We start from the raw sequence: 13,766 nt of genomic DNA, 5'->3' as shown, positions 1-13,766 counted from the left end.
CGTGTGTCGCGCGATCGCTTAGTCGCACAGGTTCTCGTCGACCCAGGTGAGCACCTTGTCGAGCTTCGGCAGTTCCTCTTCCAGTTGCTCGGCGGTGATGATCAGCGGCGGGCAGATGTTGATGTTGGTTTCACGTCCGAACGTGGAGAATCCGAGATCCATGAGCTTCGCCATGATCTGCGGCATGACGGAATTCGGCGTGTGGTACGGAGCCATGAGCTCCCTCGTCTCCTTGTTCTTCACGATGGTGAGCGCGGAGAACAGGCCGATGCAGCGGGCCTCGCCGACGCACTTGTGCTTCTCCACCATGCTTTCGAGGAACGGCTTGAGAATACCCTCCATCTCCTTGACGTGGGCGCACACGTCATGCTCGAGGTAGTAGTTGACCGCGGCGACGCCGGCGGCGCAGGCGAGCGTATGTCCGGAATAGGTCAGGCCGCACTGCAGCACATGGTCGGTGAAATAGTCGGAGATCTGCTTGGAGACCACCACGCCGCCCAACGGCACGTAGCCGCAGGTGACGCCCTTGGCGAAGGTGAACATGTCGGGCTTGATGTCGAAATTCTGCCAGGCGAACATCTTGCCGGTGCGGCAGAAGCCGGCCATGACCTCGTCGCAGATCATGAGGATGCCGTACTTGTCGCACAGCGCGCGCACGCCTTCCATGTAGCCTTCGGGCGGAAGGATCACGCCATTGGCGCCGACGATGCTTTCCATCAGAATCGCGGCGACGCTGTCCGGGCCCTCGTACTGCAGCTGCTCGTCCAGACGATGCAGATAGTCGGCGGTCACGGCGGCGTCGTCCACACCGCGGGTGTAGCCGTCCTCATACATGTTCGGGTTCATGAAATGCACGAAGCCGGGGGCCGAGCCGCCCAGCTCGGTGGCGAAACGACGCCAGTCGCCGGACGCGTTGGAGGCTCCGATGGTGGAGCCGTGGTAGCTGCGGTAGCAGCTGAAGATCTTCGGACGGCCTGTCACCATGCGGGCCATTTTGATGGCGTTCTCATTGGAATCGGCGCCGCCGTTGGTGAAGAACACGCGCTGGTAGAAATCGGGGTCGGCCACGTCGACCAGCATCTTGGCCAGGCGGGATTTCGGTTCGGACGCGTAGGCGGGAGCCATGAAGCACATCTTGTCGGTCTGCTCCTTGATCGCGTCCACGATTTCGGGAAGCTCATGGCCGAGATTGGAGCATACGAGCAGCGAGGACATGTCGGTATAGCGTTTGCCGTCGTAATCCCAGAAATAGATGCCGTCGGCCTTCTTGATGGGCTTGACGGGGCCGCCCTGCTTGTGCCAGGACTGCATGACGTACTTGCTGTGCAGGGATGCGACCTCTTCGCCGGTCAGTTCTTCCATGGTTGTTCCTTCCGCCGTCACATCGGATGGGATGTGCGCCGTGCACAAAAAGCTTGTGCGACGTTTTCCGATGTGGATTTACCAGTGTTCGCAATGCAGGAATTCTCTTTGGAAATTCCTTGCGATAACTTGCATTGTATGAATCCGGAAATCGTGGAACAATGCTGCGGCGCCTAAAGCTGTTTGTGCTGCAGCACAAATAATGGCGAAGGAAACGATGGTGAAATGGCAAGGTGTGGCGAAAGAAAAAACGGAAGAAAGACGGACGCGACCGTCGCCGTCAGCAGTCCAGCAGCTCCTTGACATGCAGTCCGATCGAAAGGGACTCGCGCACCGCGAAGTCCGACAAATTCACATCGAGGATGTCCTGGATCTTCCCAAGCTTGTAGCTCACCGTGTTGCGATGCACGTACATGCGCTCGCTGGTCTCCTTGATGCTGCCGCTGAACATCAGATAATTGCGCAACGTCTCGGTCAAATCGCCATTGTTGACCTTGTCGTATTCGACGAGTGGGCCGACGGTGTGGTTGTAGTAGTCGCGCAATATCTCGGGATCGCCTACGGATAGCAGCAGCTTGTCCACGCCGGCGTCATCGTAAAGGAATGGCGTTTCGGATTTGCCGCGATGTTTCTGCAGGCGTTCCAACGTCAGTCCCTGACGATAGCTTTTGCCGATGCAGCGGGCCGATTTCGTGATTTTGCCGATGCCGATGAACATGCGTTCGTCGTCATGCGCGATCGCCATGCATGCCGACAGCATCTCACGTGTGATCGTCGAAATTTCGTCGGCGTTGTAGCGGGCGAACACCATCACGATCCGATGGTCCATGGCGAACTGCGCGATCTGCCACTGATGCTGCGTGATCAGCGATTCGAGGGCGTCGCGAAACATATCGATGCGCGCGTCCGGCACATGCGGCAGCGCGCATTCGGCGGTGGGCACAGTGGACACGCAATCCATCACGCCGACGCTGTAGTTCCAATCCTTGCCGAAGCCGTTCTGCTCGAGAGTGTCCAGGTAGAGTTCCTCGTTGGCCGGCCATTCGATGGCGTTCTTCAGGGCGACGCCCAGTTCGAGGGAGTATTTCTCGCTCAGGGTGATCGAGAGGCTGAACTGGTGCATGATCTGCGCCATGTGCTCGTTCCACGGCACGCGGAACAGGGGGAAGTCGTGCTCGTCGCAGAATCGTATGGCGTTGGGGCTGATCTGGTGGATGAACGGGCCGACGTTCACCACGATGCCGCTTGCGCCGCATCGGTAGGTGCTGGCCACCAGTTCGGTGAGGCTCTCCTGGCTATCCAAACCGATGCCGGTGGTGAATGCGATCTCCTGGCCTTCGAGGAATCCTGCGATTTCCTCGTTCTCGACCATGTGCACCCAGCGCACCGGCCGGTTGAGCCCCGCCCTTCCGGCGATCAGCGTGATGTCATGCTTCTGCGCGCGGGCCTGGTCGAAAAGCTCCTGCAAACGAACGGTCATAGCTGGAACTGTACCGGCCGTTTGTAACGGCACGCTTTGGTGGCCTGTGGCCGAGCTGCTCGTCCGTGCCTGCGGTGACGCCTGTGGTGGGCGGTGCCTGTGGTGGGCGAGCCGCTGCGCGCCGTGGAACCCAAATGTAGTGTTCCGAATGTCCGATTCTGCAGAATCGGACACGTGAAGTGCCATATGTGGGGTCTGAGTGTCCGATTCTGCAGAATCGGACGCGTGGTCATATGCTTGGGGCGGTTGGGTGTCCGTTTTTCCAGAATCGGACATTCGTAGTCATGTTTTGGCGACGATGGGGTGGGGTATGGGCTACAGAAGTATTGACGCGCCGGAAACGATAAGCAGTATGTAGGTCAGCTTTAGGAACGCCGTTTGGCTGATGCGTTTCTGAAGCGCGTTGCCGATGAAGACGGCTGCGATCAGCGGCGGAATGCCAACGAGGGTGAGCAGCGCCGCATGCGTCGTCCAGGCGCCGGCTGCGACCTGCTGGATCCCCATCACCGAATTGAGCGCCACCCACACGCAGGCGACCGTGGCGCGGAACTCGTCTTTGTCCTTCAGCACGGCTGCCGCGTACACCACCAGTAGCGCGCCGCCGGAAACGAACAGTCCATGCACGACGCCCGCGCCGATCAGAATCGCAATCAGCGTTCCTTGCCGTGGCGTGGACGTCGACGGATGGAGCAGATTCTTCGCTGCGATGACGATGATGAACAGGCCGTATGCTTTCTGCAACGGCGCAAGCGGCAGCAGACTGTACATCGCAATGCCTGCGACCATGCCGATGGCCATGAAAGCGATCATGATGCCAAGTTCGCGCCATCGGATATGGCGATGATGCTGGATGCCGAGCCATAAGCAGGACAGCAGCGCCATCATATTGAGCACCACACGTGCCTCGTCCGTGCCGATGAGCAGCATCGAGGCCGGCATCGCCAGCACGGTTCCCGCGAATCCGGTGATCGCCTGGATTGCATTGGAAGCGAACAGCACCACAAGAAACAGCGTGTCGCGAAGTGTCTCGTTCATGGAACATACGCTACCGATGCGCACGCACGGTTTTGTAACGATGCTTTGGCAGGCCGTGCCGTATGCTTCGCTTTCGAATGTCCGATTCTCCAGAATCGGACAAACAAGGTCGCGTTGATGGTGCGTGAATGTCCGATTCTCCAGAATCGGACACGTGGGGTCATGTTTGGGATGCATATTTGTCCGATTCTGCAGAATCGGACATTCGAAAACGAAAATGCCGGGCACCTTGCACGGGTGTCCGGCATTGTTTGCCTAGTGATTACCGCGATTCACGGCTTGCAGAGGCCGGGAAATCAGCCTTCGATGGCGATCTGGTGCTTGGCCTCGACCTGCTGTTGCGCTTCAGGCTTCGGCATTTCCAGGCACAGGGTGCCGTCCTTGTAGCTGGCGTGAATATCGGAATCCTTCATGTCCTCGCCAACGTAGAAGCTGCGAGAGCAAGAGCCGGCGTAGCGTTCGCGACGCAGCCAGCGGCCGTTGCCGTCCTTGTCCTCGTGCGAGCTATTGCGATGCGCGGAAACGGTCAGATAGCCGTTCTGCAGATCCAGCGAGATGTCGTCCTTCTTGAAACCAGGCATGTCGATGTCGACCATGTAGCCCTTGTCGGTTTCGCGCACATCGGTGCTCATCATGCCCGTCGACATATTCGCATCACATGCCGCGCGATCCATGTTGCGCCAACCCTCGAAGAACGGATCATCGAACAGGTCGGAGAACATCGTGTCATTCATCAAAGCCGGAAACATTGCCATAATCGGTACTCCTTAAGCAAATGCGCGTTCGGCGCGCGGAGTAATGCGGCTTGGCAGCCGGCCGTGCGATTATCGCTGCGGCGTCACCATCTAGCGACACCGGCGACCGGGTTCGTTGCCACATCCGGAACCCTCCCGGGCTCCTGACCTTGACCTTTCACTTCACCCAACTCTTCCGTGTGCCTCCCATTCCAGAATTATGCTCACAGTGAAATGCGATGATAGCGCGATGATGGCGCGATGGAAACGATGCTGCCACCTTGGCAATTTTCGATGGATTTGGCAGTCTTGGAGTTTCAGAAGTTTCGGGATTCGCTGCTGAACGTCAGGTTTTTGGTACATTTTTTTGGCATATTTTCGGATGCGTCGCATACGAGAAAACCCCGAAACCTTGGTATTCCAACGTTCCGGGGTTTTCTATTCCCGTGCGAGCGGGGGAGTTGAACTCTATGGGCATCGTATTGTTGGGTCATGTGAGACTGACAAGGCCTTGTTTTGCTTAGGTTCTTGGCAAGTTCAATCACGTAGCCTAGAGGGAGATTTCAGGATGATTGTCACCGTTTTGTCACCACGGATCAGTGGCTGGATGAGTGTTTAATTATGGTCGTATAAGTGCAGGGTGATGTTGTCGGAGTCGTCTGCTTCTCGATTTTCTTGTATGGCCTCTTGGAACGATTGTTTCCATGTTCCTTGGCGGTGTCGCCACCGGCGAGGCGGGTCCATTGGATCGCCGAGTTCAACGCCTTCGCCTCGCCCGCCAGTCGGTCGAGGCGGTGCGCCTGCGCCTGGTAGTAGCGCTGCTGTGCGGGGCTGACCCCGTAGCGCAGCGGCAGCCGTTCGGGTGCGGTCTGCGGTTCGAGCCGGCTTGTAGGCTCGCCGAACCACTGGTAGAGGCCGGTCGTCGGGGTCTGGCCGGCGTACCGGTTGGACGGGTCGAGGATGATCTGGTCGCGGTGGAGGGGCAGGAACGCGCGCAGCGTGGAGCCGCCGTCGTCCACGAGGCGCTTCGCGTCGAACGTGATCTTCTTCCTTCGGTGGGTGCCGGGCAGCCACACGGTGACCGTCTTCCCGGTCCGGTTGACGACGAGGCGGCGGTTGAACGTGACGGGTATGACGGGCGTGTGCGCGAGGCCGGCCATGATGTTCGTCATGTCGTACGCCTGGCCGAGCTTCGTGTCGCGGACTTTGAAGCCGGTGTCCTTGAGCGTGTACGTGAAGTGCTGGCCGCGGACTTCGACGCCGATGCCGCGTATGTCGAGCATGTCCTTCCAGTCCTCGAAGTTCTCCGCCGCGGACGAGGTCAGGTCGATCAGCATGCGGATCCGGTCCTTGACGCCCATGCCCTTCGCGGACGCGTAAATCTCCTCCATCGACATGCCGTACCGGCGCTCCACCGGCTCCTCGCCTTCGGCCCGTCGCGTCGTCCGTGGCGGCGTCGCCGCGCCCGGTCCGGCGGTCTCATCGATGCGTTCGGGATCGCGTTCCCGTGTCGTCGGCGCGTCGTCCGTCGTGGTCTCGCTGCCGCGCATCTTGCGTGCCTGTTCCTCCACGACGGGGTTGAACACGACTCTCAGACCCTCGCGGCGGCATATCTCGTCGCTGACCGCGCGCCACTGGTCGATGATGTCCTTGGGCAGCTCGGCCTTCAGATGCTTCCCGTAGCGGGAGGCGGCGCACACCATGATGTGGTCGTGCAGATGGTGGCGGTCGGTGTGCGTGGCAACCACGAACCTGTATTCGCCGCCCGTGATCCGGCGCGCGAACTCCATGCCGAGCTCGTGCACCTTCTCGGGCGTCACGGGGTCGTCGGGGCTGAAGCTCAGCTTGATGTGGTACGCCAGCCGGCTGTCCTTCCGGATGCCCTTCGGCGACCTGCGGTTGTCGTCGAGCATGCCTTCGGCCAGCGCGTCGTAGTCCGTCCTGGTCCGCTCGTAATTCGAGCCGACCAGTCTCCCGCCGTCGGTCTTGGCGGGGTCGATGATGTACGCCATCGCCCCGTTGGGGCCGCCGAGATTCGATTTCACGGGCCTGCCGAGCTTGACCACGGCCATGCTCACGCGTCCTTCCCCGCGTCGCGCCTGTCGGCGAACAGGTCGCCGAGCAGTCGCTCGATGCGGTCGAACGACGCGCGGATCTCGGCCACCTGCTCGGGCGTTATGCGCTCGTTCGCGTTGGCCCAGTGGGCGATCTGGTTAACGTTCACGCCGATGCGGTCGATCTCGCGGGCGATCGGCTCGGGGTCGGTCAACGGTCTGATCTCGGTGACGTGGATGCGCCGTTCGGACAGCATCCGGCGCGCGTACGAGGCGAACGAACGGTGCTCCAGCGCGTACCTGGTCAGTTCCTCGTGCAGTTTGCGCACCCGTTCCCACTCGTCCGGCGTGAACCTGATGATCTTCTCGACGCAGTGCGTTCTGCCCTCGGCCTTGCTCATTGCATGCCTCCAAGAAAAACGTGGAGGCGGGTCGTCTTTATTGCCGCGAAGCGGTCTGGAGAGCTTGCTCGACCATGGGGTCTGGGTCTCCCGAGCAAGCCGAAACGCAACGCGTTTCGAGTGATTGGATATCCAATCACGTCGCTTGCTACTCCCATATCCATTTCATGGATCGGGAGCAATCTCGCGCAAGGCTTTTGCGGAATTCCGTGGGACTTGATCGCGTTCACGATTCGCTCCTTTCCCTCAATGCCTTGAAGAGATGTCCAATGCTTTGCGTCAATCGTCCGTCGATCGCGCGCATGCCGGTTTGGACATTCGGAGCGAGGAGAAACAAGAACGCCCCGCGAAACAATCACGGGGGCGATACGGTTCCCGCCGGTCTCGCATTGATTCTCGGACTCCTACTCTGGTTCGGTGTGACCATGGGGACAAAGGACTGGACCCTAGTGTTTTCCGGAGCCTGCGCAGTGCTCGTCGGCGGCATTCTTCTATATGGTCTCACACAGCGGTTCCTGAGCCGTCTATCCCACGGCGTCTAGCCTTCACCCTCACATTAGGGGTGGGGGAGTGATGGAGATCTTCGAGAAACGCCGTCAGAACGGATGGTTTGTCTGTGCGATGAGCTAGTACGGCGTCGGCAAAGGGGTGCCAACCATCTCGCTTGCTGCTAACTGAATATCCGGCTATCGGAGGGGGTCTGAAATGCGTCTGTCTGCAAAGAACCGAGGTAATCAAAGATCCATACAACTGGCGAGGACGGCGACTACCGTCCCCGCCTCCCATAAGAAGGGGGAAACAAATGCTCTTGACCTCCCAGACATTGATGGGACAGTTCGCTCAGGACGGACTTGTTCTGGGATTGGGAACGAAACAGACGGTCATAGCGGAAAAGGACGCTGACCGGATACTCGCCACGTTACACTGGTTCCTCGCCCCTCGCTCTGACAAGGAGGTCGACGATGCCGCTCAGTCGGGGCAGATTGTCATGGCCGACGTTGAGAAGCTGATCGAGCTGAAGGCCCTCATCCGTCGCCCTGAGGGAGCTGATCGTTTCGCGGGCGTCTATCGGAAGACGGCTCTCTACTATGACCAGATCTTCGGGAACGGTCAGGAAGTGTTGCAGGCATTTACCGATTACACCTTCTACCTTGTGGGAGCCGGCGGCATCGGAAACTTCACGGGGTATGCGCTGGCCATGCATCCGACAAAGGGACTCTACATCACCGATTTCGATATCGTCGAGGAATCGAACCTGAACAGGCAGTTCCTGTTCACCGAGGACGATCTAGGAAAGCACAAGGCCTCCCTTCTGAAGGAAAGGCTTCAACTAAGGAATCCGGAAGTTCATATCGAGTATTCCCTTGAGGGAGGGAACACGGAATCCCTGGACAAGGCGCTGTCGTCAACGGATGGGAAGAAGTTCGCGATAGTGTCAGCAGATTCGGAAGGACTGCTGGCAGAGATAACCCCGGTGCTTGTCAAGCATCAGACACCATTCCTGAACGTCGGCTATCTGAACGACATATCGGTCATCGGGCCGCTCTGGGCGCCAGGACATGCCTGCCCGCTATGCGGCAATACGCTTTCTCTGGTGCCTTCTTCCGCCTCCAGCAAGGTGGAACGGTATCTTAAGGACATCAACGCCAACTATTCGGCGCCGTCCGCTTTCCCAAACAATGCCGTGGCTTCGTCAATGGCCATGCTTGATGTGGCCGCGTTCGTCTCGGCGAACTATGACCTGGTCCAGTCCTTTGACAAGCGGCTTGGAATGGCGAATGGCAGCTGGAAGAGGATGGAGCTGCCGATACGTCGTGACCCGGAGTGCAAATATTGTGGATGCTAAATGGCCCGTCAGCTTTCCGAAGCCAATCGTAACCGGCACTCGTATCTACTATGGCGCCTCCTTTCTGGCGGCGCTTGCGGTGTCGTTCCCGCATGCGGTGCTGACCCCGATTCTCCTGGCCAAGGGACTGAACCTGTCGCAGATCGCCCTGGTGCAGGTGTTCTATTCGCTGGCCGTGTTCCTGTTTGAGATTCCCTCGGGGATTGCAGCCGATTCACTAGGACGCAAGCGTATCTACGTCATCTCCAAGCTGTTGCTGGCGGTGTTCGGCGTCTTGGTGTTCTGCGTGTCCTCGCCGGCGTTGCTGTGCCTGGCATGGTTCATCTACGGGGTGTCCAACGCCTTCGAGTCGGGCACGATCGGCAACGAGGCGATTCTGGCGGTGCGCAAGTTCTGCCGTGGCTCCGGGATGGAGCCGGGGAAGACACTTCACTACCTGGTACGTCTTGACGCCCGGTGCGAGACCATTGGACTGATAGTCGGCGGCCTGGTCGGCTCCGCGGTGTATCCGTTCGTCGGCGACGCGCTGTACCTGTGGGTGGCGGTCGCGGCTCTGTTCGTCGTGCTGTTCGTCCAGGCGGCGTTCCGGCTCCACGCCGAGGACTTCGAACAGGAGAAAACGGAAACTCTGGCAGCTAGGACGAACATGGCGGGCATGTTCCGCGCTACCATCAGTGAGGCGATTGCCTGTCTGAAGGATGCTTCCATTCGCAGGATCATCCTGGTCATCGCCGTGACGCAGATCTTCTTCCAGGTGCATTTCCAGTTCTGGCAGGCGTATTTCCTGGCAGAGGGCGTCTCGTCGCGGTATTTCGGCATCGTGTACGTCGCGTTCCAGCTGATCTCGGTGCTGGTGACGTTCCTGGGAGCGTCTGCGGTGGGGCGGTTGCGTTCCAGCCGAACGTTGAAGGTCGTCTTCGGTGTAGTCGCGGCGGCATCCCTGATGGTGATGTTCACGGGGGCTGAGGCATCGCTCGCTGCCTACCTGTTGTTCGTCTTCGGGTTCTGGATCGTCGTGTTCTATTCGGATGCCCACTTCCGGTCGATGGCCAGCGAGGAATCCCTGAGCACGCTCACGTCGGTGAGCTCGGCGGTGTCCCGCATCTGTTCCATGCTGACCTTGGGCGTCATCGGCGTGGTGCTGCGTTTCCTGCCGGTGACGAGGGTGATTCCGCTGTTCTTCCTGGTCGCCTGTCTCATGCTGGTCGGCCTCTACGCATTCACCGGGAAGCGAAACCGTGCGGCGCGGTAGCGGATGAACGATGAAATGAGCGGGGCGGCATCATTTGGTATGATGCCGCCCCGCTCGTTCTTCATGTGGTGCGATTACGCGGTCTGTGGAATGCGCGTGTTCGCCTGAGTGGGATTGTTGAGGTAGGCTGCCAGGGCCTTGCGCAGTAGAGCTGCCTTGGACAGGTGCTCCTTTTCGGCCTGCATGGCGGCTCGGGATGCCATGTCCGGCGTTAGATAGGTCTTGCACATCACCGACGCCTGCTGCCGCGGCTGCTCCGCGAGCGGCCTGCCTGCAAAGATGTCATCCAGGTCGGCTGCCGTGAGTGGCCGGGACGGGCGGATGACCTCGCCGACGATCCGCGGGGTGTGTTCGGCATACGAGTCCGACAGTTCGGACCATTCGTTGTTGTGAGTCATGGCTTCTCCTTTCATTTCGCCTGGTCGAAGAACCGCTGCCAGTCGGGACGACAGTCCATCGCGTGGAACGCCTTGCGTGTGCGCTGCGAAACCAGCACTTCCACACGGCGTTCCCGTGACTCGTCCACGTATCCGAGGAACGCCATGGTACGGTCGCCGGGCCGTCGTGACTCGACCTCGAACATCGCCACCGCATGCCTGATCACATAGTCGATCTGCGCCTGTGTAAACCAGTGCTTGTAGGCCGATTCCTCACATTCAAACATACTTATATGGTACCAGATTCTGGGACCATATAATGAGGTGTGTTGGGTTGCTTTCGAGTCTAAGCCGATAGACATGGAGTGTTAGCTGACTTTCCCGATGAAGGCGTTGGTGATGCGGTCTGTGTGCATGTCGGTGCGGGCCGTGGCTTCAATCGTGGTTCTCATTTCGTTCTGGACCAGACCGATGTAGCGCATGGTGGTAGCAATGTTGGAGCGGCCGCGCATCCGACTGACCAGGACGATGTTGCAGCCGCTTCGGTAGTAGCTGACGGTGGCGAATCGTCGCCGCAGGCTGTGCGAGGGCCATCCGGTCGCCGTCCTGATGCGTTTGGCGACGAAGTCCACGCCGCAATATCCTTCCGCCCCGCCGGGAAACAGCCAGCCGACAGGACGGTGACGAAGCTCGGAAGCAAGACGAGTAGGGACCGGCAATGTCCGTTCCTTGTCCCCCTTGCCGTCGTGGTGCAGTCCGATGATTTCCACGCCATCCTCCTCGCTCCACTGGCTGAGACGCGTGAGAACGCGAGAGACCGGCCCGTGCTGGTTCTGGTCGATGTCTCCCATGCATTCGGCAAGCGCGTCAATCACCAGAAGCTTGATGCCGTACTGGGCGCATGCCGCACGCGCCAAAGCCATGTCCTTGGTCAGATCGACCGTTTTGTCGCGTATATCGGGATTGGCGTCATTGAACGATACGAAGCAATGGACTCGCCCCATGTCCGCTCCGGACGCCATGAGGCGGCCGCTGACCTTATCTCAGTCGTCCTCGGTGAGGATGAAGCCAACGTCTATAGGATCCTTCAGAAAGCCTCCGCAGGTTCCCCTGGTGGCCTGAGCCGCCAATTTAATGGCCATTGCGCTCTTGCCCGTTTCCCCGTCGCCCGAGAACAAGGTCATGCCGCAGGCGAAGGGAAGCCGTTCGTTCAGCATGCGTATGGGCTTCGGCCTGACACCGTCCATCGGTATCGCGTCAACGTGTCTGGCCATGGTTCTCCCCCAATCCACTGAACGGTGTAAAAACTGCAAGAAATGGCTCGTTCCAACGGTTTTCGGGTGTGAAAAATGGAGCGAAGAATGCAAATACTGCCATAAATGGACTGTTCCGCCATTCTCAGAGATTGGTGATTTGCCACCATTCGTTTTTCGTGTGCTTTGTTTTTAGTTGGGCCACGACGATTTGATTGCCTTTATTTTTGCCTCTTTGGTAGCGATTTCGTCGTATACGTTTTCAACAACGCCAATGAGTTGTGAAACTTTTGTCACCATTTTTGTAACCAGTTGACCTTTTGTGACATAGCAAAAGAGCCTGAATCGTTGGAATTCCAACGATTCAGGCTCTTTCTTGCTGGTGCGAGCGGGGGGAGTTGAACCCCCACGAGCATACACTCACTGCCACCTGAAGACAGCGCGTCTACCATTCCGCCACGCTCGCAGACAATCGATTAATTTACACCGCTTCATCCTAAGTAACAAATCGGCGTGTCGCGATTGGCAAATGGGAGTGAAGAGGCCGGATTAGGCGGCATGTTCAGCCTTGTACTGCGTGCCCCAGTCCTTCATCGCCTCGATAATCGGTTGCAGCGTCCGCCCGGTTTCCGTCAGCGAATACTCCACGCGCGGCGGCACTTCCGGATACGCCTCGCGATGCACCAATCCATCGCGCTCCATCTGACGCAGATTCGCCGTCAGCACCTTCTGCGACACATTGCCGATCGAACGGCGCAGCTCACTGAACCGCATGGTCCCGTTCAGCAGGTCACGCAGGATCAGCACTTTCCACTTATCGGAGATCATCAACAGCGTCGTCTCCACAGGACACGCCGGTAACTCACGTTCCATCAGAAAAATCGCTCCTTTACTAATCGCAATAAAATCAATAAAAGTTCCCTTTTGGTAACTATAGCACTTTATTATGCCTTCTTCCGTTTTGGTCGGTATGGAAATAATGTTCATAGCGACAGCGGGAAGCAACGGAAATCCGCCCGCTAAAACCTTGAGAAACCTACGAAAGGAACAAACATGAAGATCGCAGTGGTGGCAGCTAACGGCAAGGAAGGCCAGCTCGTCGTCAAGGAGGCCGTCAAGCGCGGCCATGACGTGACCGCCGTGGTGCGCGGCGAAAACAAGTCCGAAGCGCAGCACGCCATCATCAAGGACCTGTTCGACCTGACTGCAGCCGACCTAGCCGGTTTCGACGTGGTCGTGGACGCGTTCGGCGTGTGGGCTCCGGAAGACCAGCCGCAGCACTCCACCTCCCTCAAGACCCTGTGCGACGCGCTGTCCGGCACCGACACCCGCCTGATCGTGGTCGGCGGCGCAGGTAGCCTGTACGTCGACGTCGAGCACAAGACCCAGGTCAAGGACCTGCCGACCTTCCCGGAGGCGTTCATTCCGCTGGCCAACGGCATGGGCAAGTCGCTGGAGGAACTGCGTGAGCGCACCGACGTGAAGTGGACCTACATCAGCCCGGCCGCCGACTTCCAGGCCGAAGGCGCGCGCACCGGCTCCTATGAGCTGGCCGGCGAAGAGTTCACCGCCAACGCCGAGGGTCAGAGCTTCATCAGCTACGCCGACTTCGCCATCGCCGTGGTGGACGAGGCCGAATCCGCCAAGCACGTCGGCGAGCGCATCTCCGTGTACACCAAGTGAGATTGACCGCGCAGGTCCCTCGAGGCTCCTTGGGTCCTGAGTCTCGATATCCGGCGTCCGATTCTGGAGAAATGGACATCCAGGATTCGCGGAATGTGCCCTACGTGTCCGATTCTGCAGAATCGGACGTTCGCGGGGTCAATATCTGGGTCTGAGTGTCCGATTCTGGGGAAACGGACATCTAAGCCTTGCGGAATGTGCCTTACGTGTCTGATTCTCCAGAATCGGTCGCGCGTGGTGTTCTGCAGATGCCATGGATGTCCGATTCTGCAGAAACGGACACTCAGGG

The 13,766-nt window shown here is 58.9% G+C and carries 14 protein-coding genes and 1 tRNA gene; 3 read left to right on the top strand and 12 right to left on the bottom strand.

What is annotated here, in order from left to right:
• Positions 1-18: 18 nt before the first annotated feature.
• The 6 genes from OU26_RS04900 to OU26_RS04870 all read right to left on the bottom strand — a co-directional run bounded on the left by OU26_RS04900 (position 19) and on the right by OU26_RS04870 (position 7,066).
• Positions 19-1,362: an aminotransferase class III-fold pyridoxal phosphate-dependent enzyme gene (locus OU26_RS04900; protein ID WP_026646693.1), complete on the bottom strand. Its 1,344-nt coding sequence runs from the start codon at positions 1,360-1,362 to the stop codon at positions 19-21.
• 280 nt (positions 1,363-1,642) lie between these two features.
• Entirely contained in the window at positions 1,643-2,842 is a 1,200-nt protein-coding gene (locus OU26_RS04895) for a PucR family transcriptional regulator (RefSeq protein ID WP_026646694.1), read from the bottom strand.
• Positions 2,843-3,157: 315 nt separating this feature from the next.
• On the bottom strand, positions 3,158-3,877 hold the full coding sequence (locus tag OU26_RS04890; protein ID WP_033498940.1) for a sulfite exporter TauE/SafE family protein: 720 nt from the start codon (positions 3,875-3,877) through the stop codon (positions 3,158-3,160).
• Between the two features lie 296 nt (positions 3,878-4,173).
• Positions 4,174-4,632 (bottom strand): Hsp20/alpha crystallin family protein, encoded by a 459-nt coding sequence (locus OU26_RS04885; protein ID WP_026646696.1) that lies wholly within the window; start codon positions 4,630-4,632, stop codon positions 4,174-4,176.
• 575 nt (positions 4,633-5,207) lie between these two features.
• Positions 5,208-6,683, bottom strand: coding sequence for a relaxase/mobilization nuclease domain-containing protein (locus OU26_RS04875; protein ID WP_081815642.1), 1,476 nt, complete (start codon positions 6,681-6,683; stop codon positions 5,208-5,210).
• Positions 6,684-6,685: 2 nt separating this feature from the next.
• Entirely contained in the window at positions 6,686-7,066 is a 381-nt protein-coding gene (locus OU26_RS04870; RefSeq protein WP_026646698.1) for a MobC family plasmid mobilization relaxosome protein, read from the bottom strand.
• Positions 7,067-7,868: 802 nt separating this feature from the next.
• On the opposite strand from OU26_RS04870, the gene OU26_RS04860 reads away from it, so the two are divergent.
• Both OU26_RS04860 and OU26_RS04855 read left to right on the top strand, forming a co-directional pair.
• A complete protein-coding gene (locus OU26_RS04860; protein ID WP_051592945.1) occupies positions 7,869-8,912 on the top strand; it encodes a ThiF family adenylyltransferase in 1,044 nt (347 codons plus the stop codon).
• A complete protein-coding gene (locus OU26_RS04855; RefSeq protein WP_026646700.1) occupies positions 8,902-10,164 on the top strand; it encodes an MFS transporter in 1,263 nt (420 codons plus the stop codon). The genes OU26_RS04860 and OU26_RS04855 overlap by 11 nt, the downstream gene beginning before the upstream one ends.
• A gap of 74 nt (positions 10,165-10,238) precedes the next feature.
• Here OU26_RS04855 and OU26_RS04850 read toward each other — a convergent pair whose 3' ends face one another.
• From OU26_RS04850 to OU26_RS04825, 6 genes are all read right to left on the bottom strand, one after another.
• Positions 10,239-10,562, bottom strand: a complete 324-nt coding sequence (locus OU26_RS04850; protein WP_026646701.1) for a hypothetical protein — start codon at positions 10,560-10,562, stop codon at positions 10,239-10,241.
• An 11-nt stretch (positions 10,563-10,573) separates the two neighbouring features.
• Positions 10,574-10,828, bottom strand: coding sequence for a hypothetical protein (locus OU26_RS04845; protein ID WP_026646702.1), 255 nt, complete (start codon positions 10,826-10,828; stop codon positions 10,574-10,576).
• A gap of 81 nt (positions 10,829-10,909) precedes the next feature.
• Entirely contained in the window at positions 10,910-11,563 is a 654-nt protein-coding gene (locus OU26_RS04840; protein ID WP_051916220.1) for an AAA family ATPase, read from the bottom strand.
• A gap of 21 nt (positions 11,564-11,584) precedes the next feature.
• A complete protein-coding gene (locus OU26_RS04835; protein WP_026646703.1) occupies positions 11,585-11,815 on the bottom strand; it encodes a hypothetical protein in 231 nt (76 codons plus the stop codon).
• Positions 11,816-12,174: 359 nt separating this feature from the next.
• A tRNA-Leu gene (locus OU26_RS04830) sits at positions 12,175-12,260 on the bottom strand.
• 83 nt (positions 12,261-12,343) lie between these two features.
• Complete coding sequence (locus OU26_RS04825; RefSeq protein ID WP_026646704.1) at positions 12,344-12,667, bottom strand: winged helix-turn-helix transcriptional regulator; 324 nt, start codon at positions 12,665-12,667, stop codon at positions 12,344-12,346.
• A 180-nt stretch (positions 12,668-12,847) separates the two neighbouring features.
• On the opposite strand from OU26_RS04825, the gene OU26_RS04820 reads away from it, so the two are divergent.
• Positions 12,848-13,477 (top strand): NAD(P)-dependent oxidoreductase, encoded by a 630-nt coding sequence (locus OU26_RS04820; RefSeq protein WP_026646705.1) that lies wholly within the window; start codon positions 12,848-12,850, stop codon positions 13,475-13,477.
• Positions 13,478-13,766 lie beyond the last annotated feature (289 nt).

This window comes from Bifidobacterium ruminantium DSM 6489 (assembly GCF_000770925.1).
Lineage (GTDB): Bacteria > Actinomycetota > Actinomycetes > Actinomycetales > Bifidobacteriaceae > Bifidobacterium > Bifidobacterium ruminantium.
This window is presented reverse-complemented; position numbering and strand designations above follow the sequence as displayed.